This window comes from Pelomonas sp. KK5 (genome assembly GCF_001984095.1).
Lineage (GTDB): Bacteria > Pseudomonadota > Gammaproteobacteria > Burkholderiales > Burkholderiaceae_C > KK5.
In genome coordinates this window covers 1-20,529 of the sequence record NZ_LYVQ01000003.1, presented here as the reverse complement: position 1 = coordinate 20,529, position 20,529 = coordinate 1, and the positions used below count along the sequence as shown (strand labels likewise).

Below are 20,529 nucleotides of genomic sequence, written 5' to 3'. Positions count from 1 at the left end.
TTGTTCTGATGCTTGCGTGTGTTGCTCGAGTCAGTCTTTGGCCAGCAGCGGTACGGCCATGTAGTTCCAGCCATCCCGGGCATCCAGCAGCCGGTAGGAGTGGTCTTCAGGCCGGTGCTCTCCGGGGAAGAACACCAGCAAGCGCCCTTCGACGGAATCCTTGATGCTTTCGACCACCGACGACACCCGGGCCAGGCCAAACAGCGTGCCGACGCCCAGCAGGGCGACCACAGTGTCGGCACCGGCTTCCGCTGCGATGCGCGCCTTGAGCTTGGCGTTGAGGTCGGCAATGAACTCGGTGAGCTCGCCCGTTTGGTACCCGGCGAGGTCTTCTGGGGCCTCGAAGTAGGCCTCCCGGTACTCCTGAGCGGCCATCCACTCGGGAAAGGCGTTGGTCACGTCGAGCAGCAGCCAGCGCTTCTCGGCCTGCTGCGTTGCCAGCGCGAACTCGTCAACGGTGGCTCGCAGCCGAAGTTCGTCGGCCATGTCGTAGACGGCAAAGATGACCCGCTGAACTGCGGCGAGCCCAGCTTGCCACGGCACGGTGAGATGCTGGCGATAGGCCGTCACCAGTTTGGCGACCTTAGATGACATGCGAGACCTCCTGACGGATGCGTTCTTCTTCTGGCGTGAGGTAGCCGGGAAAGCGAACCTCCTTGACGCCGCCCGCGTTCATGAACACGAGCAACCCCCTATGAGACGCGGAGTTTGTCAGTGCAATTAGCTCATCAGGTGAGCTACAGAGAACAGATATCCACTCCGAGTTGAACAGCCGCTGCCCCGACCGACCTTGCAGATGGCCCAGAAGGAGTGCCATCGCGGTCGCCTCGGCAGTACCCGCCGGCGTGGTGCGCAGTTTGCGGCGGTGGCCGGCAAGAACGCCGGCCGCGGTCCAGGTGCCAGCGACGTTCTGGGCAAAGGACTTGAGGGATGAGGGACTGAATCGGTCGGGGAACGTTCGCTCGAGGAAGGCTTCAACGTCTTCTCGCGCCACGAGGCCGCCGACTGGGAGCCCGAGCATGAATTTCTCTGACGCTCGAAGCAGCGGGTCCCGGGCCAACGCAGCCAACAGGGCAAGCATGGGTTGCGCAGCCGCGTTGTTGTGCCAGAGGCGCCGCAGGGCACGGAAGACGGGGTTCGCGTCGTCCAGGCCGTAGAGAGTGCCCAGATGCCGCAGCGCAAGTTCGCGGGCCTTCTTTGTGGCCTTGCCCAACACGTTGCCGGCGATGATGGCTTCCGCGTAATCCGTTCTGCGAGCGGTCTCAGCAGTGTGCGCCAGGAGAAGGCGCAGGTCGTCCAGCATCATGGTCCGCGCAGCGTGGGGACCATTGATGCCGAAGCGGAAGCCCAGTTGGGCGAGGATGAACTCCTGCTGCTCGGTCACGATGCACGAGCTTTCGCCACTGCGTTTGGCAGGGTCTCCTGCGGCACTCCTTCCAGCGGGTAGCCATTGCTGCGGCAGTACGCGACCACCATCACCTCGAGCATGTTGGCCAAGCTTCGCATCTCGCGGTCGGCTGCGACCTGCAGGGCCGTCTTGATGGGTGGCTCGACCCTTACGCTGACCACTTCGGATTTGCCGGCTGCCATGAAGTGGCTCCTGTGAGTAAAACGCTAGCGGTTTGCCAGCTTACCCCACCGGAGGGCGACCTGCGTCAGCGATGTGCGATGGATGGACGCGGCGCGAGACGTGTTGTGGCATGTGCCTTCCCGCAGGTAACGAGGTAACGGAAAAGCTTCCAGGACCGCGCAGCTTCCTTGGAAGGCCCGGCGGCATGGCCGCCCCAAGTAGGTCTGCTCTTGATTGGATTTACTGGCGAGGGCGAGTGCCGCGACTATTTAGCTACAGGAAGCTACTGAGCTAGTAGGCTGAAAAAACATTCTGCACTAAGGACTTGCGTGAATCTGACGTGACCGCCTGACGCGCTCGGCGGCTCCCACTCAACGACCGACTGACGCGAGCGTCGAGCGGGATGCCGCCATGCAATTCAGAAGTCGACCTCGTACGTTCGGTCCGAACAGTTCCTCCTGCGGTCTGACAGCCCGTAGCGCCACGCCTTGATGAGCCCCGCATTCAGCAGTTGATGGTGGGCCAGGTCCAGGGCGGTTTTCAAGTCGGAATCCCGACCCATCGTTGAGCCAAGGTAGCTGCGCAACTCCCGTACGGTGAACGGCCATGGCTTTGCGTGGGACCGATAAAGCAAGAAGAGTCGCTTCACTGTGTCGCCATGCTTGCGGCGCGTCAGGATGCCGTACTCGTGCTCGCTGAACCAACTGCTGAGTCTGACGCCGAACGCAACGCGGACCTCGCGCGGTACCGACACCGACCAAACGTTGCCATCGGTAGAAGACGGGCCGAGCAACTGAAAGGCAACCTCCACAGGCCCCCGGCTCGCAGAATTGGAGACCGGGTCATCCGGGAACATCGCGCGAAACTGGTCTCGCATGGGCGCGAAGCTACTGCGGACCACCAAGCGGGCACCTTGGAGCCGCGCAATTTCGGCTCGCAAAGTCTTGTAGGCGGGGCCGCCAGTGCCTCGCCCGAGGGCGATGAGCAGCTCCCTGGCAGACACGGTGACGCGAGCGCCGAGAGGAAGTGGCGTAGCCAGCTTCAGGAGCTGTCCCCACACCTCGATATCGCCAGTACGCATTTCCTCCCCGAGGTACGTGACAACGGTGTCCTCGTAGCTCTGCCCGGAGAACTCAACAACGTGCAGTGGGGCGTCCGGCCCAAACTGCCGGCGTCGGCTATTGCGAACCCCGATGTGGACCAAGCTCCCGCACGTCACGAGGTGCGGCAACTGGAACTGGCCGGCCCGAAGCTCAGGCAAATACCACGCTGTCACCGCTGCAACAGGTACTGCTTTGGCGCGCTTTCCAGGCGTTGGTGCCTCTGAACCGGTGACTGTTGGCTTGGCTACGAAGCAGCCAGTCTCATGTGCAAGTGCGTCAGACAGCCTTTGCAACCAAACCCGACGCGTCAATCGGTCGTTCGACCCCTTCCATTGCAGGGCTGGCCCATCCAGTGGCGGGTATTCGTCGGCAGGTGCGTCTGCGGCAAGCAATCGGTCAACTGCTCGCTGGACAGGGGCCAAGTGTTCCGGGCCACGCTTTTTGAGCTTCGGCACCGCAGCGAAGCTGAGTCGATACGCAAAACAGGGCTGAATCTCGAGCAGAAATTCCCGCTCAGCAGCCGATGCTTGAATGATGTTCCTTTCTGTCCATTCGTCGATAGGCGAGTAGCGGAGGTTGTTGGCGTACCGGCGGTCGATTGCCGATGCATCGTCGATGTGTGGGGTCATGTTTCTCAGTCAGTTGTGAAATCGACCCGGGCCGATAGCACAGGCGACCGTTTGACGATTGATGACCTGTGAAGTCAAAGCGTTTATCCCCAAAAGAACAGGCGGGCCGAGGCCCGCCTTGGACAAATGAATTGGCCCTGGTGACTAGCTTGTTGCGAGAGCCATGTTGTGGTTGTGGATGGTGGCTGCGCGCTGCAGCCACTGCACTACGTCGGGCAATTCCTTGACGCCCAGGATGTCTTGACGTGAGTTCTCTGCGTACATGAGTACGAGGGACCGCTTCGCTTCAATGGGAAGCGCCTTGACGTTCGCAGGCAGAAGCGTTCGGGCCACCGCGTCTTGCTTCATCGCGTCTAGCGCACGGTCGATAGTCTCCGGCTCCGTCTGCTCGGGCCACGCGAAGTCAGCCATCGGGACTACGCCAGCCAGGAGCTTGACGACGATGGGCGGAACGCCGAGGTATCTAGCGCATGCGCACGCGACTTCGGAGGACAGATGTCGGGTCTGCCGGACCCCCGTGCGCAACTGGTGGATGTAGGAGTACGTCACACCCAATTCGCTGGACATGTCACGTCGTGTCTGGCCGCGTCGGGCGCACTCTTCGAACAGCCATCCAAGAAGCGGGCCGCCCTCGGACGCGTACAGCCGCGTAGTTCGCTCCTCGCGAGATTCTTGGTCGACTGCCTGGCAAACAACGCGCGACGAACAGCCGACGGGAAGCATGAAGTTTTCTGACATGTGAGAGATTCCTGGTGCGCACGCGGGCTGCGTGCGTCCTGTATAGACACTCTCTAGGTCAGCCTTTTCGGCGTTTGACGAACCCCCTGGACTGCAGCGCCGAGAGCAAGCTGTCGTTGGCGGTCCCATCGACCTCTGCAGCGATTTGCGCCCACAGCGCATAGGCGCGTGTGGTGCGGGCGCCGGTGGTCGGCGCGGAGCCGATGGCGCCGTCTCGAACGGCGGTTGCCGCCGCACGCATCGCTGTCAGCGCAACGGATAGCGGGTCAGCCGGCTCCGCTTGCGGCCGAGGGGCGGTTGCTCCGAAGACGTTTAGACGGCTCAGTGAGTCGGCGATGTGCTGCCAGCTGTCTCTGGGCACGCGTTGGCGTTGGCTGCGCTCGACCGCTTCGTCCACCAACCGCCTTGCTTCGACCAAGCGCCAAAGCGGGTCGGCGTCTCGGCGGTCCGCCTCCTGTCGAGCGCGACTGGCTGCTTCGCGTGCCGGCCCGCAGATACGGACTTCGACGAATTCCTGTTCCGCGTCCGTGAGCTTCTCCGCGAGCGCTGTTGGAATGCCGCCGGCGTTCTCTGGCATGCCGCCGACGTAGGTTTGCACCGCGTAGCCGTGGCTGTTGCCGGCGGTGCCCTTGGCGACCCAGCGAGAGCGGTAGAGGAATGCCGTGCGGCCTCGGCGTTTGATGTGCATGACGACGCGTTGCAGTAGTGGATACCTGATGTGTAGTCACCGCGGGCAAGGGGGGCGGGCCGCTGTCGCAATTGCAAATGCCGCTGAGATAAAAGTTTCATCTATGCGGTGGGTCAACTTCTTCGAGACCCTCCAATGCATGCACCGTCTGCTGTCCAAGCCCTGAGTTCTACCCGGCGCCAAAAGCTGCCCCCACTGCAACGCAACGAGTACGGCGCAATCTGGCCTCACGCCACCTTGAACAAGGCCCAACGAGAGCAGCTCGATGAGTTGCTCCAGAAGGCTGTTCTGAACGGGCAACTGAATGCGGTCTACATGCGCCGGAGCCAGCGTGAGCTGGAATGCCTCAATCACGACGTCTATGACGTGCTGCTCGAGCGAGGTTGCGTTCGTGCAGTCATCGTCCAGGAACGCGGTTACTGGAAGAGCTTGCGGAAGCCGCGCAGCCGTATCACGAAGCGCTATGTTCTGCTGACGCGCGTGCGGCGCAGCTTGTCCGCGGAAGAGCTCGACACCGCGACCTGTGTCAAGCGCGCCAAGAACACGGAGGCCCTCGGTGACCTCGTTCGCCACTACACCGGCGCAAACGTCGTCGCCTGCAAGACCCCTCACGTCGTTGCCGAGCGTGCGTACAAGGTCCTTGCCCGGGGCGCCGATGGAGCGCTGTGTAGCGTTTTCGACGAGTCCGCGTACCGTACGGGCGTTTGGCGCTCAGAGCGAGCCGAGGCCGACCATGGCGGCGGCTTCTACTTCTACTGGTCGGAACAGGATGCGCTTGCCGGTCTGGCGGGGAACACCACATTTGCTGCCGCCTGGACCGAGGGCGTGGAGCTCGTGCTCTGCGAAGTCGAGGTCGCCGGCAGGACCGTCGAGTACGGCCATGGCAAGCATGCCGCATCGCGGCTGCGCGTGATGCGCGAACTACGGACGCTCCAGCTGCCGGATGCGGCAGCCTGAGGGGGCGTTTGCCGCCGAGAGCCCTCGCCATCGGTCCGACAGTTCCTCATAGCGACCGGCCCGATGACGCCAAACGTTCGGACCTCGAAGCGCCCAGCGGGCGGAACGCTCGGCGTCCAGCCGAGCGCATCGAAGGAGTCCAGCCGCGTGTGTGGTGGGCACGATGCCCCAGGTCGTGCGATTGCGAGGGTAGGTGTGGTCGCGACCGCCCGGATGCCGGCGGTGCGAACCGCCGCCGTCCCCGCGCGTGCCGTCGTCGAGGGGAGGGCGCGTCGCATCGCGACGCGCGTGGTGGTCGGGCCCCCGGGACTCGGCGACGGGCGGTTGAGACGAGGCTCGGGGTAGGCCACCGTTGGCGGCGCGCTGGAGGAGCAGCTGGGCTCGCCGTCCACAGGCACGTTCACCTTCGATTGGACGTCTGGGGACGGCGGCGGTTCGCACCGGCAAAGCCGGGCGCAGGAACAGTGGCCTGGAGAGACGTCGCGACGGAAACGCTGGCGACGGCCGGCCCCAGCCGGACGAGGCTGCTCAATGGGAGTCACTCTGTGCCAGTGCCATCGAGCAGCCGTGCGACTGGACTTCGGATGACGCTCTGGGAGGTCGTGAGCGCGAGGTGTGCTGGGTATCGAAGCAGGGTTGCGCGCCAGCGGTTGCTACACGCTTGCGGATGGGCCGCCCGCACGTTGGCGACCGGATGAACAGCGGCGCTCAGCGCGGAGGGATGGATGGTCAGAATACTAGAGGGGGAGGTCGGCGTGTCTTCGGGGCACGACCCGAGTGCCGCGGTGGCATTGAGCGAGCAGCTCGGAGGAGACAGTCCAGTTGTCACTGAGACGGACGAGCACTGCCACCGTGGTGATGTCGGGGATGGCGAGCGAGAGGTCATCAGTCGGGGCCTGACGGCGGCCGTCTCGACGACTCAGCTGCGTCGGACGATTTGGCGGTCGGCACTCGCAGTTGCCAATCGCTTCAGGGTCGTTCGAACCATCGACGTTGCCGCTTGCTGCTTCCCTGAGCGCGACTACAAGGCGGCGCTCAGTGCAGCCCAGCGAGCGATGCGCGGATTGGTCAAGGCAGGTCTGCTGCGGCGCTACCGGACGAACAGGTTTCAGACCGTCTATGGCCTCACGCAGCGTGGAGCGGATTGGCTGCTCGAGCTCGATATCGAGGCCGCGGCGTCGGTGCGGCGCGTCAGCGACATGACGAATCCCGAGCATCGTCTGTGGAGCCAGTTCCTCGTGCTTGCCGCCGAGGCCAGGGGGATGGAGTCGTGGACGGAAGGTGAGCTGCTGCAACGGCTCGTGGCTGCGCGCGTACCAGGCCACCCGCCGCCGTCTGGGCTGCTCAACGTGTCAGTGACGACGAAGACAGGTTCTTCGGTCAAAGCGTTGCGGCCCGATGCTCTCATCGCTGAGCCGGACGGCTTGACGTGGGTGGAGGTCGACCGCAGCGCCCGTGGCTCGGAGCGGGCGGCGGACCTGCGGGCTCTGACTCTGTCGATGGGCGTCCCGCTCTTCGACAAACAGGCGCTGAGGCGAGTTGTCGTGTTCACGCGGACTGACCGCATCCATCGCAGAGTGTCCGCGACGCTGGATGGACTGGCCGAGCAGACCGCTGCTGCGGCCCTCGTGCGCGGACGTCGACAGGTTCGCAACGTGGGTGCCGGCGAGTACGAGGTCTGGGCAACCGTCGACCGCAGACACGATGGTCGACGCTCCAGCCTTGTGGATGAGCTGGCCGGCCACGTCGTCGTGCAGGCACTGCCGGTCTGGCTCCCTAAGGTACGACTGGACGGACGCGGGCGGTCGTCTGTCGCAGGATGGTTCGGCGAGAACTACCTGCCTTATCGTCGCCCTACGGGCATGGCGGCCTGGGTGCAGCTGGCCTCGCCGCTTGCAGCGCTGACCGAGGACGGTCAGTAGCAAACGCAGGTAGCTATACGGTGCTGACGGAACGTTCCGTCGCCACCAGGAATCAACGCATGCAAGTTTTCGGCAACGTCGCCACCCAGCCCGAGCGCAAGAAGACCAAGACCACCGGAAAGGAGTACGTCGAGTTCCGCTTGGCCGAGAGCCAGCGGGGCGTCGACACGGAGCCGACTTGGTACACCGTCCGTGTCATGAACGGGCGCGAGGTCCAGCTCAGCCGCGGCGACTTCGTGAAGGTCACCGGCAAGCTGAAAGCCGACTACTACCTGTCACGGGAGGGCAAGCCGACAGGAACGCTGCTCATCCTCGCATTCGAAGCGTCGAAGATTGCCAAGCCGACCAAGGAGGCTGTCGAGCCGGTCGCAGCCTAAACCAAGCACTCATTCAGCGGGCCACCTGCGTGGCCCGCTCTTCTATTGCTCCGCCGGGTAACGAGGTAACAAGAGGGAGAGGGGCGCCATGGGCGCCCCTCAAATCACAGATGCTGCAGCGCAGGCGTGGCCGTCACCGCGTTTAGTTCAGGACTCGACCGCCATTCGGCATGGCCGTCGATGGGGCCTCCGTCAGCGTGTCCAGCGCCAGCACCAAGCGGACCTGCTCGGTCTCAAAGCCGTCGACCAGGCTGGGCAAGTAGTCGCGGTCTGCCATGGCGGTTGCTACGCGCGAGGCGTCGTCGACCAAGTCCTGCTTGCTCAAGCCATGTGTCACGCTCCTGAGGGCTTCTAATCGCGCAGCCGCGCTGAGCGTGCAAGGCAAGTCCGTCACGGCAAACTGCTCGCGTCCGGCGACCTCAAGGGCCACCGTCGCGACGCCCTTGGTCGTGACGTCCTCGAACCATCGTCTCGTCTGGTCGTTGCCCAGGCAGAGCAGGATGCGCAGCTGTGTAGAGCCACTTTGAATTGCAACGACGGGGTAGTGGACGCCGAGGCTGGACGCCACAAGGCACACGCTGCCCGAGTTCGGGACTAGCGGGCTTTCGAAGATGCTCACGACGGGCTCTGGCAGCTTTGCAGCGAGAGCCCAGCCGTCGAACGGCTTCTGCTGATGCGTCTCGGCACACTCCAGTTCAAACGTCTTGGGTGGCAGCAGCCATCCAATGCTCACGTGCGTACCAGAGTTGCGCAGGATGACCCCCTCGAGAGGGTCGCGGTTGGTGTTCAACATGTCGATTCCTCGGGCCGTGAAGAGGCCCGCAAACCGTGTAGCAACCGTCGAGCGCCGACGAGACACATGGCTCTACTGGGTCAAGTGCCATTGTTCAGGGCCTGCACGCGCTCCCGCTGCCGCGCACGTTGACGGACCGCAGGGTTGCTGTCGTGCGCGCCGTACGGCTGCTTGGCTGGGCGTCGCGTCGCTCGGGGTGTAGAGGCGTCCGGCTCGACGTCTGTCCCTTCGTCGAGCTGGTTCTGCTCGACCGGCTGCTGGCGCTTGAACGTGCGGTCCAGGAAGGCGCGGAAATCGTCGGGATGCCAGTAGTCGCGGCTCGCGAACTGAACGGGGGCCGGCAAGCGTCCCTCTTTGATGTAGTTGTCAATGGTCCTGGCACAAACGCCGAACACAGCGGCGGCGTCAGCCTTGGTGACCAGGCGCAAATCCATAAAACTCATCGTCGAGCACTGTCCGAGGTGGCAATGCGGCGTCTAGGAGCTTCATTTATTCGCTGGGCTTTCAAACGAACGAGCCACTGCGTTCGGGGAAGAAGCAGTGGCATCAGGAGGCCCCCAACGGGGCTCAGCGCAGGGGACTAACGGGTGCGTCAGGCAACGCGGCGGCCAGGGAAGGGGATGACGTTAGTCGCGTAGAGGGCGCCGTCCGCACTCGGCGCACCAGCTTCGGCCGGCGTGGCGAGCACAGCGGCCTTCGCCACAGTTTCGCTAGGCTGTTCCTCGGCAGTGGACAGCTCCGACATGCTCACGCCCGCAGCGCGGTTCAAAAATTGGCGCCCATGGTGCCGTCGCACTTTGGCATCGTCCTTGAAGCACTCGTCCAGCTTTTTCGCTAGGCGGGACGCACACAGGTGGGCGTAACGCATCAGCATGCGCAGGTCCCGATGCCCGCTGAACAGCTGCAGTTCGGGCAGCGTGAACTTGCCGGTTTCTGCGAGGCGCGATAGCGCCTCATGGCGGACGTCATGGATGTGCAAGTCGTCAATGCCGGCCATGTCGCAGGCTTTGGACCAACCCTTCACGATGTAGTCGAGCCCAATGTCAAACACCTTCGGCGTGTTGCGCGGCAGGTCTCGAAGGACATCAATCAAGTCCTGCCGGAGCGCGAGCTTGCGTGCACGGCCGTTCTTTGTCTCTGGCAGGAATGCGGTTCTGGCTTCGAAATCGACGCGGTCCCAGCTGAGGCCGACTGTTTCGCCGCGGCGAGCGGCGGTCATCACCTGGAACCAGTAGAAAGCCTGCAGATACGGCTCGACCTCTGCGGTTTCCTCCGCCGAGGCGCGGAGCTCGGCGCGCACCTTGGCCAGCACCTTCTTGCGCGCGCCGTTGCTCGTGAATGTCTGCCCCTCCAGCTCCGCATCCGCGAGCTCGCGGAGTCGCTTCTCGACGGCGCGTTCGAAATCCAGCTCTGCCAACGCTTCGAGCAGCCGGCGCTCTTCGTCGGCCGAGATTCGGCGGTCACGCTCGTTGAAATAGTCTGGGCGGCGCACCGCGTCCAGTGGATTCTTGGCGAGCGGGTAGTCCCAGATTTTGATGGCGACGTTGAAGATGGCTTTGAGGCGGTCGATTTCACGGTCGACCGTTCCTGGCTTAACAGCGTCCAGGCGGTCGTTGAAGAAAGACTCAACGTCGACGGTGGTGATTTCCGCCAACGGCTTGTGAATCCAAGCCAGTTCCTCGCTGCTTTGGCGCATCTTGAACTGGGCAGCGCGAACAGGCAGGCCATCCTTGCGCAGCTGGTCGCGATAGTCGGCCAGCATCTGGACGCCCGTCGGGCCGCTGTCTTCGAGCCACCCTTCGAGGCAGTAGGCGAGGACCTTGGCGCTCTTGCCTCGCGGTGCCTCTTCCCTCAGATAGCGGACGATGAGGTCGGCCAGACTGGTCTTGAGCGACTTCGTGTAGTCGACGAACAGGCCGCGGCGGCGCTCCTCGCTGACTCGCTGGATGAAGCCTTCGGCCAGGGCCTCCGACTTGAACGTGCCTTCCAGGGGCTTGAAGCCTTTGTCGCGGAATCGGACGAGCCACGACTCGTCGAGTTGCTCGACGTGAGGCTTGAAGTGCTGGGCGCGCAGCTCTTCCATGTGCGCTTTCACGGCATCGAGTTGGTCGAACCGGAAATGCCGGGTCCGTTCAGGGTGCTTGCGGACGGTGACGCGGTAGCGGCTGCGGTTGATGAGAGTTGCCAAGAGGGGTCTCCAAGATGAGGAGACTCCTGTAGGCACGGAAGTTATATGGGACCGACCGTTGTGCCACCGACCTGTGTTCCGTGGCACAGATTTGGCACAGAACCCCTGAAACAAAAACAGCCGCGGATTCCGCGGCTGCTCTATGTCCTTGATTTACAAGGGAATTCTGGTCGGGGTGAGAGGATTCGAACCTCCGGCCTCTACGTCCCGAACGTAGCGCTCTACCAGGCTAAGCTACACCCCGATTTTTGTTGCTGCTCAACTCCAGTCAGCCTGGCCTTGATTCGCGTCAGCGGCAGCGAGTTCTTAAAAAGATCTCTCAACCGACTGAGCCGCAAATTCTAGCAGAGATTTCTGCCACTTGGAAGCAGGAAGCAAATTCAGCGCATCTTTTGCGTGCTGGGCTTCGATGCGTGCCGCCTCCCGGGTCGCTTCCAGCGCGCCGGTCGAGCGGACGATCTCGACGATCTGGGCCAGCTTCTCTTCCTCGCCGTGCTCGATCGCATGGCGGATCAGCGCGCGCTGCTCGGGCGTGCTGCGCTCCATCGCGATCAGCAGCGGCAGCGTCGGCTTGCCTTCACGCAGGTCGTCGCCGATGTTCTTGCCCAGGGTCTGCGAGTCGCTCTCGTAGTCGAGCACGTCGTCGATCAGCTGGAAGGCGGTGCCGAGCGCGCGGCCGTAGGCCGCACAGGCTTCCTCGACTTCCGGGCTGGCATCGGCCAGCACGGCGCCCAGCCGGGCGCTGGCCTCGAAGAGCTTGGCGGTCTTGTAGCGGATCACGCGCAGATAGCTCTCCACCGTTGCGTCCGGGTCGTGCATGTTCATCAATTGCAGGACCTCGCCCTCGGCGATGACGTTCGTCGCGTCGGCCAGCACCTCCAGCACCCGCATGCGCTCGACCGAGACCATCATCTGGAAGGCGCGCGAGTAGAGGAAGTCGCCCACCAGCACGCTGGCCGCATTGCCGAACATCGCATTGGCCGTCTGCTTGCCGCGGCGCAGTTGCGACTCGTCGACCACGTCGTCGTGCAGCAGCGTGGCCGTGTGGATGAACTCCACCGTGGCGGCCAGCTCGAAGCGGGCCGGGCTCGCATGGCCCAGCGCATTGGCGAACAGCAGCACGAGCTTGGGCCGCATGCGCTTGCCGCCAGCGTGCACGATGTAGCCGGAGATCTGGTTGATCAGCGCGACCTCCGAGGCGAGCCGGCGCGAGATCACGGCGTCCACCTCGCGCATCTGCGCGTTCAGCTCGTCGAGGGCCTCGACGACGGGATCCAGGGGCAATGACGATGAGGCGGCAGACGCGACGGGCACACTCGGCTCTCTTTGGGGCGAAACGCTGATTATAGGAACGAGCTGTAACCGCTCTGCTCGTCACGGCGCCGGGACGCAGGCTGCGCTGCAGCCGGGCATGCGGCTTGGTGTTTTCCCGTGCCCATGCTATACTCGCGGGCTCGACCCAGATTCTTTGGGCTCGAGTCATTTGAAAGGGCTGATATGTACGCGGTCATAAAAACCGGCGGCAAGCAATACAAAGTTGCTGCTGGCGAAAAGATCAAGGTAGAACAGATTGCTGCGGAAGTTGGCCAAGAGATCGTGATCAATGAAGTTCTGGCCGTCGGAAGCGGCGCGGAACTGCAGGTCGGCGCTCCCTTGGTTGCTGGCGCCAGCGTGAAGGCCACCGTGGTTGCTCAAGGCAAGCACGACAAGGTGCGCATCTTCAAGCTGCGTCGTCGCAAGCACTACAAGAAGAGCCAGGGCCACCGCCAGACTTACACCGAGCTGGAAATCAGCGCGGTCAACGTCTAAGCGATCCTTCTCCTCCAACCAAGTCTCAAGGAGCTGATCCATGGCACAGAAAAAGGGCGGTGGTTCCACACGGAACGGCCGCGACTCCAAACCGAAGATGCTGGGCGTTAAGGTCTATGGTGGTCAGGTCGTTTCGGCCGGTTCCATCATCGTCCGCCAGCGCGGCACGAAGTTCCACGCCGGCACGAACGTCGGCATGGGCAAGGACCACACGCTGTTCGCACTGATCGACGGCCAGGTGTCCTTCACCACCAAGGGCGAGCAGAACCGCTCGACCGTGGTCGTCACCGCCGCCTGATAGCGCAGTGACCCTCGCCGGCGGCAGCTTCGCAGCCGACCGCCGGTGATGATTGAAAGAAGCCCCGCTCGCGGGGCTTCTGCATTTTCGAGGCTGCGGCCCTAATATTCCGGCCTCGAAAGGCGCAAGAAGCACATGAAATTCGTAGACGAAGCCACCATCGACATCGTGGCCGGCAATGGTGGCGCCGGTTGTGCGAGCTTTCGCCGCGAGAAGTTCATCCCCTTCGGCGGGCCGGACGGTGGCGACGGCGGCCGGGGCGGCAGCGTCTGGGCGGTGGGTGACATCAACCTCAACACGCTGATCGACTACCGCTACGCGCGCCGCCACGAGGCCCGCAACGGCGAGGCTGGACGGGGTTCCGACCAGTACGGCGCCGCCGCCGACGACATCGTGCTGCGCATGCCGGTCGGCACGATCATCAAGGATCTCGAGACCGAGACCGTCATCGCCGAGCTGATCGAACCCGGCGAGAAGATCCTGATCGCCAAGGGCGGCGACGGCGGCTTCGGCAACCTGCACTTCAAGACCAGCACCAACCGCGCCCCGCGCCAGAAGACCCCAGGCTGGCCCGGCGAGGCCAAGAAGGTCAAGCTGGAACTGCGCGTGCTGGCCGACGTCGGCCTGCTGGGCATGCCCAACGCGGGCAAGTCCACGCTGATCACGGCCGTGTCCAACGCCCGTCCGAAGATCGCCGACTACCCGTTCACCACGCTGCATCCGAACCTGGGTGTCGTGCGCGTCGCGCCCGAGAAGAGCTTCGTCGTCGCCGACATTCCCGGCCTGATCGAAGGCGCTTCGGAAGGCGCGGGCCTCGGCCACCTGTTCCTGCGCCACCTGCAGCGCACGCGGCTGCTGCTGCACGTCGTCGACCTGGCGCCGTTCGACCCGGAAGTTGATCCGGTCAAGGAGGCCAAGGCCATCGTCAACGAGCTGAAGAAGTACGACGAAGCCTTGCATGACAAACCGCGCTGGCTCGTGCTGAACAAGCTCGATATGGTGCCCGAGGACGAGCGCGCCGCGCGCGTCAAGGATTTCGTCAAGCGCTACAAGTGGAAGGGCCCGGTCTTCGAGATCTCGGCCCTGACCCGTGAAGGCTGCCAGCCGCTGATCCATGCGATCTACGACCATGTGGCGGCCGAGCAGCACAAGCACGTCGAGCCCGACGTCCGCTTTGCTGGCGCCGAAGGCGAATCCGAAGGCTCATAACCCTCAAGTTCAGCGCAGAGACATCATGCTCCTCAAAGACGCCCGCCGCATCGTTGTCAAAGTCGGCAGCAGCCTCGTCACCAACGAAGGCCGGGGCGTCGATGCCGATGCGATCGGCAACTGGTGCCGGCAGATGGCGGCGCTGGCCCGCGAGGGGCGCGAGCTGGTGATGGTGTCCAGCGGTGCGATCGCCGAGGGCATGAAGCGCCTGGGCTGGGCCACGCGGCCCAAGGAAGTGCACGAGCTGCAGGCAGCGGCGGCGGTGGGCCAGATGGGCCTGGCGCAGATGTACGAGACCAAGCTGCGCGAGGAGGGCATGGGCAGCGCCCAGGTGCTGCTCACCCATGCCGACCTGGCCGACCGCGAGCGCTACCTGAACGCCCGCTCCACGCTGCTGACGCTGCTGCAGCACCGCGTGCTGCCGGTCATCAACGAGAACGACACCGTCGTCAACGACGAAATCAAGTTCGGCGACAACGACACGCTCGGCGCGCTGGTGGCCAACCTGGTGGAAGCCGATGCGCTGCTGATCCTCACCGACCAGCAGGGCCTGTACTCGGCCGATCCGCGCAAGGACCCGAACGCGCGCTTCATCCACGAGGCCGTGGCCGGCACGCCCGAGCTGGAGGTGATGGCTGGCGGCGCGGGCTCGAGCCTGGGCCGCGGCGGCATGATCACCAAGATCCTCGCCGCCAAGCGCGCGGCAGTGAGTGGCGCCGGCACCGTGATCGCCTGGGGCCGCGAGCCCGACGTGCTGCTGCGGCTGGCGAGGGGCGAACCGATCGGCACGGCCCTTACGGCCAGCACCGCCAAGCTGGCGGCGCGCAAGCTCTGGATGGTGGGCCACCTGCAATTGCGCGGTGCCGTCAGCGTGGACGCCGGCGCGGCGGCCAAGGTGCAGGGCGAGGGCAAGAGCCTGCTTCCGATCGGCGTGACCGAGGTGCAGGGCGAGTTCCATCGGGGCGACGTGATCGCCGTGCGCGACCCTCATGGCCGCGAGATCGCCCGCGGACTGACGAACTACTCGAGCGCGGAGGCGCGCCTCATTGCGCGCAAGGCTTCAGGCGAGATCGAATCGGTGCTCGGCTACGTCGCCGAGCACGAGCTGATCCACCGGACCAACCTGGTCCTCAGTTAGTTGACCAGGCCGAACTCGGCGCTGCCGGCCATCGACTCGATGTCCAGCAGGATCAGCATGCGATCGCCGACCTTGCCGAGGCCGGTGATGTGGCGAGCGTCGACGGCGGCGGCCAGCTCCGGCCGCGCCTTGATCTCGTCGGCCGCCAGTTCCAGCACGTCGGACACCGAGTCCACGACGATGCCGACGACCCGGCCCAGCACGTTCAGCACGACCACGACCGTGAAGTCGTTGTACTCGGCGGCCTGGCCCAGACGCAGCCGCAGGTCCACCACCGGCACGATCACGCCGCGCAGGTTGATCACGCCCTTGACGAACTCGGGCGCGTTGGCGATGCGGGTGGGCTTCTCGTAGGAGCGGATCTCCTGCACGCGCAGGATGTCCATGCCGTACTCCTCCTCGCCGACGCGGAAGGTGAGGAACTGCTGTGTGCCGGCCTTCAGGCTCTGCAGTGCGTGACCGGCGACGGGGACGGGAAGGGGCGCCTGTGCGGCGACGAGGGCGGTGTTGCTCATGCCGGGCATTCTGCCGGCCCTAACGCCCGATCCGAGCGGCATGCCACGGGCTGCCGTGGCCGACTTCACGCTTCCCGCGCGAGCAGCCGGTCCAGCAGCGCCAGCAGCGCCCGCACGTCCAGCGGCTTGGTCAGATAGTGCTGCGTGCCGGCCTCGGCGCTGGCGTCGATCTGCGACTGCAGCGCGTTGGCGGAGACGGCGACCACCGGCAGCCGCTCGGCCGGCAACTGCTCGCGCAGCCGTCTCAGCACGCTCAGCCCGTCGGTGTCAGGCAGCTGCATGTCCAGCAGCAGCAGGTCCGGCGGCGCTTCCAGCACCGCGCGCAGGCCGGCCTCGCCGGTGGTGTAGATCGCCAGGTCGAACAGCGGCCGCTGCTCGAAGGCGCCGCGCATCAGCTCGGCGTTCATCGGGTTGTCTTCGATATAGATGATGCGGCGCTGGCCCGCGGGCCCCGGGCCGCCGTCCGGGGCAGCTGCGTCGGCGGCGGCGACCGTGGTGGTGCCCGTGGCCAGCGGCAGGCGCAGCGTGAAGGTCGAGCCCTGTCCGGCGCGGCTCGCTGCGCTCAGGCTGCCACCCATCAACTCGGCCAGCCGCTTGGCGATCACCAGGCCGATCCCGGTGCCGCCGGTGCTGCCACGCTCGCGGCCCAGGCGGTTGAAGGGCTGGAACAGCGCGGCCATCTGCGCGGGCGTCAGGCCCAGCCCGGTATCCTCGATGGCCAGCTCGATGCAGCCGTCGCTGCCGCGGCGGCTGCGCATCAGGATGCGCCCCCCCTCGGTGTTGTACTTGACTGCATTGCTGAGCAGGTTGGTCAGCACCTGCTTGACCCGCGTGACGTCGCCCTGCACCTGCAGGGCATCGGCGGCGAGCTCGCGCGAGATCGTCAGGCGCCGCTCGCGCGCATCGGCCTCGACCAGGGCCTGCACCTCGTCCAGCAGCTGGGGCAGGGCCAGCGGCGCCAGTTCCAGCCGTAGCGCGCCGGACTCGATGCGCGACAGGTCCAGCGTGTCGTTGATCATCTCCAGCAGGTGCCAGCCGGCCTGCTGGATCTGCGCGGTGCGCTCGCGCTGGCGCGGCTGCAGCGGCTCGGCCGTGTCGAGCTCGAGCAGCTGGGTGAAGCCCAGCATCGCGTTCAGCGGCGTGCGCAGCTCGTGGCTCATGCGCGAGAGGAACTCGTTCTTCGCCTGGTTGGCCGCGGCGGCCACATGGGCCACGCGGGCCAGCTCCTGCATCTTCAGCAGGTCGGCGATGTCCTCGATCACGCCGACCAGCCGGTGCACCCGGCCCGCGTCGTTGCGCAGCGCGCTGACCGTCACCCGCGCCTGCAAGACCTGACCCTGGGCGGAGATGTAGCGCTTGTGGCGGCGATAGAAGCCGATCTCGCCGGCCAGCAGCTGGCGAGCCATGCGCTCGTCCTCCACGCGCTCGTCCGGGTGGCTGATGTCGAAGCTGCTCATGCGCCGCAGCTCGTCGGCGCTGTAGCCCACGAAGCGGCAGAAGTGGGGGTTCGCGTCCTTGATCACCGCGTAGGGATTGGTGAAGACGATGCCGATCGGCGCGTGCTCGAAGATGCTGCGAAAGCGCTCCTCGCTGGCCGCCAGGGCCAGCGCGCCCTGCTCGCGCTCCGCCACCTCGCGCTTGAGCTCGGCCGTGCGGGCCAGCACCAGGCCCTCGATGTGCCGGGCCCGCCCGCTCATCATCAGCAGCAGCACGCCCAGCAGGGCGGTGGACACCAGGCCCACCAGCGCGAAGGGCCAGCTGCGCGTGTCCTCCAGCGGCACGCCGTGCGGGGCCAGTACGCGGATCTCCCAGGGCCGGCCGCCGAAGCTCAGGCGCCGCGTCCATGGCGTCACCGCATGCGGGCCGCCGGCTTGGGTCTCGCAGCCGTCCTCGCCGGCCAGCCGCGGGCGGCGTGCGTCGGGCGCCATGTCGACCAGGCAGATCGCCAGGTAGCCCGGCGCGTTGCGCAGCACTCGCTCGGCCAGCAGTTCGGGACGCAGCGTGGCGAACACCGCGCCCTGCAGTGCGGCCACGCGTTCGGCAGGCGTGCGCGGCGTGCCGGCGAAGAGCGCCTGGTAGACGACCACGCCGGTGGTCCGGGGGGCGGCCTGCGAGAGCTGGATGGCCGGCGAGGCGAAGGGCTCGCCGCTGCGTTCGCTGCGCTCCAGCGCCGCGCGCGAGCCGGTCACCGAGCGCACATTGACGCCCAGCGCCGGGGCATTGCGGTCCAGCGGCTCGATCAGCCGGATGACCATCATGTCTTCACCGGCGGCGGGCTGGATGTCGCCGGGGAAGCGCCGGTCGCGCGACTCGAAGGTGGCGAAGCCCTCGGCCCGCGCGCCGGCGTTGAAGGCCGCCTGCCCGGCGCGAGGCACGCGACGCAGCAGGCCCAGGGCGAGCAGCGGGCCGTCGGCGGGCAGGAAGTTGGCGGTAGCGCGGCGGAAGGCCTCGCGGTCCGGCGCCGGCGCCACCAGCAGGGCGCTGTGCACGCCTTCCAGCGCCATCAGCGGTTCGCGCAGCAGCAGCTCCAGCGCATTGGCGGCGGTGCCGGCGTCTCGCTCGAAGACATTGCTGGCCCGCTGCTGCTCCCAGCGGGTGACGCCGATGATGGCCAGCGCCACCAGCGCCGTGGTGACCAGCATCGGCAGGCCCACGCTGAGCCGGCGCGGGGCCCAGGCCTCGCGCGGCTGGCCGATCAGCGTCAGTGCGATCGGCGCACCGATCAGCACGCCCAGCGTGTCGCCCAGCCACCAGGCGGCCCAGGTGCTGGCGTACTGCGCGGTGCCGATGCCGCCGGACAGCAGCAGCGCGGCGCAGCCGATCGTCGGGCTGATCAGGCAGGCCGCGCCGGCGCCCAGGCCGAAGAACAGCAGCAGGTCGCGCGGCTCGGACAGCAGCAGCGGCTGGCGCACCACGCGGCGGATCGCCCAGGCGCCGGCCACCGCCTGCAGCGTGGCCCCGCAGCCGGCGCCGAAGGCGGCGACGAAGGAGGGGATGCCGTGGGCCTCGGCAATGATCGAGTTGATCGCGGTCGCGCCGACCAGCAGCGCGCCCGCGTAGCGCGGCCCGTAGCTCAGCATCGCCGCCAGTGCCAGCCCGGCCGCCGGATACAGCGGCGTGGCGTAGTTCGGCGGGATGGCCAGGCCCATGCTGAGCCAGCCGACGAGCAGGTAGCTCAGCGCGATGGCCAGGCCCCGGCCGAGGGTCCGTGCAGTTTCGGAGTTAGCGGGCATGGGCCCGAAGGGTAGCCGCTAACTGGGGCGGCGGTGTAACACCGTCAGACGTTGAACAGGAAGTTCAGCACATCGCCGTCCTTGACGACGTACTCCTTGCCTTCCGCGCGCATCTTGCCCGCGTCCTTGGCGCCCTGCTCGCCCTTGAAGGCGATGTAGTCGTCGAAGGCGATCGTCTGCGCGCGGATGAAGCCGCGCTCGAAGTCGGTGTGGATCACGCCGGCGGCCTGCGGGGCGGTGTCGCCCTTGTGGATGGTCCAGGCGCGCACTTCCTTGACGCCGGCGGTGAAGTAGGTCTGCAGGCCCAGCAGGCCGAAGCCGGCACGGATCAGGCGGTTCAGGCCCGGCTCGTCCTGGCCCATCTCGGCCAGGAACATGGCCTTGTCCTCGTCGCTCATTTCCGAGAGCTCGGCCTCGGTCTTGGCGCAGATGGCCACCACCGGGCCGTTCTGGGCGGCGGCGTATTCCTTCAGGCGGTCCAGGAAGGGGTTGTTCTCGAAGCCGTCCTCGGCCACGTTGCCGACGAACATCGCCGGCTTGGCCGTGATCAGGCACAGCGGCTTGACCAGCGCCCACTCCTCCTTGGCCAGGTCCAGCGTGCGCACCGGCTTGCCCTCGTTGAGCACCGGCAGCACCTTGTCCAGCACCTTGCACAGCGCGATCGCTTCCTTGTCGCCGGCGCGGGCCACCTTCTGGTAGCGGTGCAGGCTCTTCTCGACGGTGGAGAGGTCGGCCAGGCACAGCTCGGTCTGGATCACCTCGATGTCGGAGATCGGGTCGACCTTGCCGTTGACGTGGATCACGTTCGGATCCTCGAAGCAGCGCACGACGTTGACGATCGCGTCGGTCTCACGGATGTGCGAGAGGAACTGGTTGCCCAGGCCTTCGCCCTTGGAGGCGCCGGCCACCAGGCCCGCGATGTCCACGAACTCGACGATGGCCGGCACGATGCGCTCCGGCTTGACGATGTCGGCCAGGGCGGTGAGCCGCGCGTCGGGCAGTTCGACGACACCGACGTTGGGCTCGATCGTGCAGAAGGGATAGTTCTCGGCGGCGATGCCGGCCTTGGTCAGCGCGTTGAAGAGGGTGGACTTGCCGACGTTGGGCAGGCCCACGATGCCGCATTTGAGGCTCATGAAAGACTTTCTGTGGGTAGGCTGCGGGACGGCCGCGGCGAAGCCGGCGATTTTATCCGGCCTGCCTACAATGCCGCCATGCAACAGAGTTTCGAGGTCCTGGTCCGCGGCAGCGGCTGCGTCGGACGCAGCCTGGCCCTGGCCCTGGGCGCCCAGGGCCTGCGCGTCGCGCTGCTGGCCGACATGGCCCGCGCGGGCGCCCGCGAGGACGTGCGCACCTATGCGC

20 protein-coding genes and 1 tRNA gene are annotated in these 20,529 nt (G+C 65.8%); 7 read left to right on the top strand and 14 right to left on the bottom strand.

Annotated elements, in window-relative coordinates; all coding sequences use genetic code 11:
- Positions 1–30: 30 nt before the first annotated feature.
- The 6 genes from B0W88_RS00860 to B0W88_RS00835 form a co-directional block, all read right to left on the bottom strand.
- Positions 31–594: a BREX protein BrxB domain-containing protein gene (locus B0W88_RS00860; protein WP_077032750.1), complete on the bottom strand. Its 564-nt coding sequence runs from the start codon at positions 592–594 to the stop codon at positions 31–33.
- Positions 584–1,384, bottom strand: coding sequence for a hypothetical protein (locus B0W88_RS00855; RefSeq protein ID WP_233151582.1), 801 nt, complete (start codon positions 1,382–1,384; stop codon positions 584–586). Before B0W88_RS00855 ends, B0W88_RS00860 begins: the two co-directional genes overlap by 11 nt.
- Entirely contained in the window at positions 1,381–1,590 is a 210-nt protein-coding gene (locus tag B0W88_RS00850) for a hypothetical protein (RefSeq protein ID WP_077032748.1), read from the bottom strand. Before B0W88_RS00850 ends, B0W88_RS00855 begins: the two co-directional genes overlap by 4 nt.
- A 398-nt stretch (positions 1,591–1,988) precedes the next feature.
- Entirely contained in the window at positions 1,989–3,302 is a 1,314-nt protein-coding gene (locus B0W88_RS00845; protein ID WP_144006525.1) for a hypothetical protein, read from the bottom strand.
- Positions 3,303–3,446: 144 nt separating this feature from the next.
- A complete protein-coding gene (locus tag B0W88_RS00840) occupies positions 3,447–4,040 on the bottom strand; it encodes a helix-turn-helix transcriptional regulator (RefSeq protein WP_144006524.1) in 594 nt (197 codons plus the stop codon).
- A 58-nt stretch (positions 4,041–4,098) separates the two neighbouring features.
- Positions 4,099–4,728, bottom strand: coding sequence for a hypothetical protein (locus B0W88_RS00835; protein WP_077032745.1), 630 nt, complete (start codon positions 4,726–4,728; stop codon positions 4,099–4,101).
- 237 nt (positions 4,729–4,965) lie between these two features.
- On the opposite strand from B0W88_RS00835, the gene B0W88_RS00830 reads away from it, so the two are divergent.
- From B0W88_RS00830 to B0W88_RS00820, 3 genes are all read left to right on the top strand, one after another.
- Positions 4,966–5,685, top strand: a complete 720-nt coding sequence (locus B0W88_RS00830) for a hypothetical protein (protein WP_083748473.1) — start codon at positions 4,966–4,968, stop codon at positions 5,683–5,685.
- Between the two features lie 785 nt (positions 5,686–6,470).
- Positions 6,471–7,607: a replication-relaxation family protein gene (locus tag B0W88_RS00825; protein WP_233151581.1), complete on the top strand. Its 1,137-nt coding sequence runs from the start codon at positions 6,471–6,473 to the stop codon at positions 7,605–7,607.
- A gap of 59 nt (positions 7,608–7,666) precedes the next feature.
- The gene (locus B0W88_RS00820; protein WP_077032743.1) at positions 7,667–7,984 is read left to right on the top strand and encodes a single-stranded DNA-binding protein; all 318 of its coding nucleotides are present in this window, start codon (positions 7,667–7,669) and stop codon (positions 7,982–7,984) included.
- A gap of 142 nt (positions 7,985–8,126) precedes the next feature.
- Here B0W88_RS00820 and B0W88_RS00815 read toward each other — a convergent pair whose 3' ends face one another.
- The 5 genes from B0W88_RS00815 to ispB all read right to left on the bottom strand — a co-directional run bounded on the left by B0W88_RS00815 (position 8,127) and on the right by ispB (position 12,249).
- A complete protein-coding gene (locus tag B0W88_RS00815) occupies positions 8,127–8,774 on the bottom strand; it encodes a hypothetical protein (RefSeq protein WP_158080768.1) in 648 nt (215 codons plus the stop codon).
- A gap of 83 nt (positions 8,775–8,857) precedes the next feature.
- Positions 8,858–9,211, bottom strand: coding sequence for an AlpA family transcriptional regulator (locus tag B0W88_RS00810; protein ID WP_077032741.1), 354 nt, complete (start codon positions 9,209–9,211; stop codon positions 8,858–8,860).
- 158 nt (positions 9,212–9,369) lie between these two features.
- Entirely contained in the window at positions 9,370–10,965 is a 1,596-nt protein-coding gene (locus B0W88_RS00805; RefSeq protein ID WP_077032740.1) for a site-specific integrase, read from the bottom strand.
- Positions 10,966–11,132: 167 nt separating this feature from the next.
- Positions 11,133–11,209 (bottom strand) — tRNA-Pro (locus B0W88_RS00800).
- Positions 11,210–11,271: 62 nt separating this feature from the next.
- On the bottom strand, positions 11,272–12,249 hold the full coding sequence (gene ispB, locus B0W88_RS00795; protein WP_255378637.1) for an octaprenyl diphosphate synthase: 978 nt from the start codon (positions 12,247–12,249) through the stop codon (positions 11,272–11,274).
- 213 nt (positions 12,250–12,462) lie between these two features.
- Between ispB and rplU the strand changes: the two genes are divergently transcribed.
- The 4 genes from rplU (at position 12,463) to proB (ending at position 15,419) form a co-directional block, all read left to right on the top strand.
- Positions 12,463–12,774 carry a 50S ribosomal protein L21 gene (gene rplU, locus B0W88_RS00790; protein ID WP_077032739.1) on the top strand — a complete coding sequence of 104 codons (312 nt, stop codon included), beginning with the start codon at positions 12,463–12,465 and terminating at the stop codon, positions 12,772–12,774.
- Positions 12,775–12,814: 40 nt separating this feature from the next.
- A complete protein-coding gene (gene rpmA, locus B0W88_RS00785; protein WP_077032738.1) occupies positions 12,815–13,072 on the top strand; it encodes a 50S ribosomal protein L27 in 258 nt (85 codons plus the stop codon).
- Positions 13,073–13,207: 135 nt separating this feature from the next.
- Positions 13,208–14,281, top strand: a complete 1,074-nt coding sequence (gene obgE, locus B0W88_RS00780; protein ID WP_077032737.1) for a GTPase ObgE — start codon at positions 13,208–13,210, stop codon at positions 14,279–14,281.
- 25 nt (positions 14,282–14,306) lie between these two features.
- Positions 14,307–15,419 carry a glutamate 5-kinase gene (gene proB, locus B0W88_RS00775; protein WP_077032736.1) on the top strand — a complete coding sequence of 371 codons (1,113 nt, stop codon included), beginning with the start codon at positions 14,307–14,309 and terminating at the stop codon, positions 15,417–15,419.
- On the opposite strand, the gene B0W88_RS00770 is transcribed toward proB, so the two are convergent.
- The 3 genes from B0W88_RS00770 to ychF form a co-directional block, all read right to left on the bottom strand.
- Positions 15,416–15,934, bottom strand: a complete 519-nt coding sequence (locus tag B0W88_RS00770; protein ID WP_083748470.1) for a chemotaxis protein CheW — start codon at positions 15,932–15,934, stop codon at positions 15,416–15,418. The two genes, proB and B0W88_RS00770, sit on opposite strands and share 4 nt — an antisense overlap.
- A 65-nt stretch (positions 15,935–15,999) precedes the next feature.
- Entirely contained in the window at positions 16,000–19,167 is a 3,168-nt protein-coding gene (locus B0W88_RS00765; RefSeq protein ID WP_077032735.1) for a CHASE domain-containing protein, read from the bottom strand.
- A gap of 44 nt (positions 19,168–19,211) precedes the next feature.
- Complete coding sequence (gene ychF, locus B0W88_RS00760; RefSeq protein WP_077032734.1) at positions 19,212–20,303, bottom strand: redox-regulated ATPase YchF; 1,092 nt, start codon at positions 20,301–20,303, stop codon at positions 19,212–19,214.
- Positions 20,304–20,529: the final 226 nt, after the last annotated feature.

Excerpts from the sequence above, each read along its gene's own strand:
- rplU (WP_077032739.1), top strand. The coding sequence starts at position 12,463 with ATGTACGCGGTCATAAAAACCGGCGGCAAGCAATACAAAGTTGCTGCT.
- B0W88_RS00835 (WP_077032745.1), bottom strand. The coding sequence starts at position 4,728 with ATGCACATCAAACGCCGAGGCCGCACGGCATTCCTCTACCGCTCTCGC.
- obgE (WP_077032737.1), top strand. The coding sequence starts at position 13,208 with ATGAAATTCGTAGACGAAGCCACCATCGACATCGTGGCCGGCAATGGT.
- B0W88_RS00810 (WP_077032741.1), bottom strand. The coding sequence starts at position 9,211 with ATGGATTTGCGCCTGGTCACCAAGGCTGACGCCGCCGCTGTGTTCGGC.
- B0W88_RS00850 (WP_077032748.1), bottom strand. The coding sequence starts at position 1,590 with ATGGCAGCCGGCAAATCCGAAGTGGTCAGCGTAAGGGTCGAGCCACCC.
- B0W88_RS00845 (WP_144006525.1), bottom strand. The coding sequence starts at position 3,302 with ATGACCCCACACATCGACGATGCATCGGCAATCGACCGCCGGTACGCC.
- B0W88_RS00820 (WP_077032743.1), top strand. The coding sequence starts at position 7,667 with ATGCAAGTTTTCGGCAACGTCGCCACCCAGCCCGAGCGCAAGAAGACC.
- rpmA (WP_077032738.1), top strand. The coding sequence starts at position 12,815 with ATGGCACAGAAAAAGGGCGGTGGTTCCACACGGAACGGCCGCGACTCC.
- B0W88_RS00765 (WP_077032735.1), bottom strand. The coding sequence starts at position 19,167 with ATGCCCGCTAACTCCGAAACTGCACGGACCCTCGGCCGGGGCCTGGCC.
- proB (WP_077032736.1), top strand. The coding sequence starts at position 14,307 with ATGCTCCTCAAAGACGCCCGCCGCATCGTTGTCAAAGTCGGCAGCAGC.
- B0W88_RS00860 (WP_077032750.1), bottom strand. The coding sequence starts at position 594 with ATGTCATCTAAGGTCGCCAAACTGGTGACGGCCTATCGCCAGCATCTC.
- ychF (WP_077032734.1), bottom strand. The coding sequence starts at position 20,303 with ATGAGCCTCAAATGCGGCATCGTGGGCCTGCCCAACGTCGGCAAGTCC.
- B0W88_RS00840 (WP_144006524.1), bottom strand. The coding sequence starts at position 4,040 with ATGTCAGAAAACTTCATGCTTCCCGTCGGCTGTTCGTCGCGCGTTGTT.
- B0W88_RS00770 (WP_083748470.1), bottom strand. The coding sequence starts at position 15,934 with ATGAGCAACACCGCCCTCGTCGCCGCACAGGCGCCCCTTCCCGTCCCC.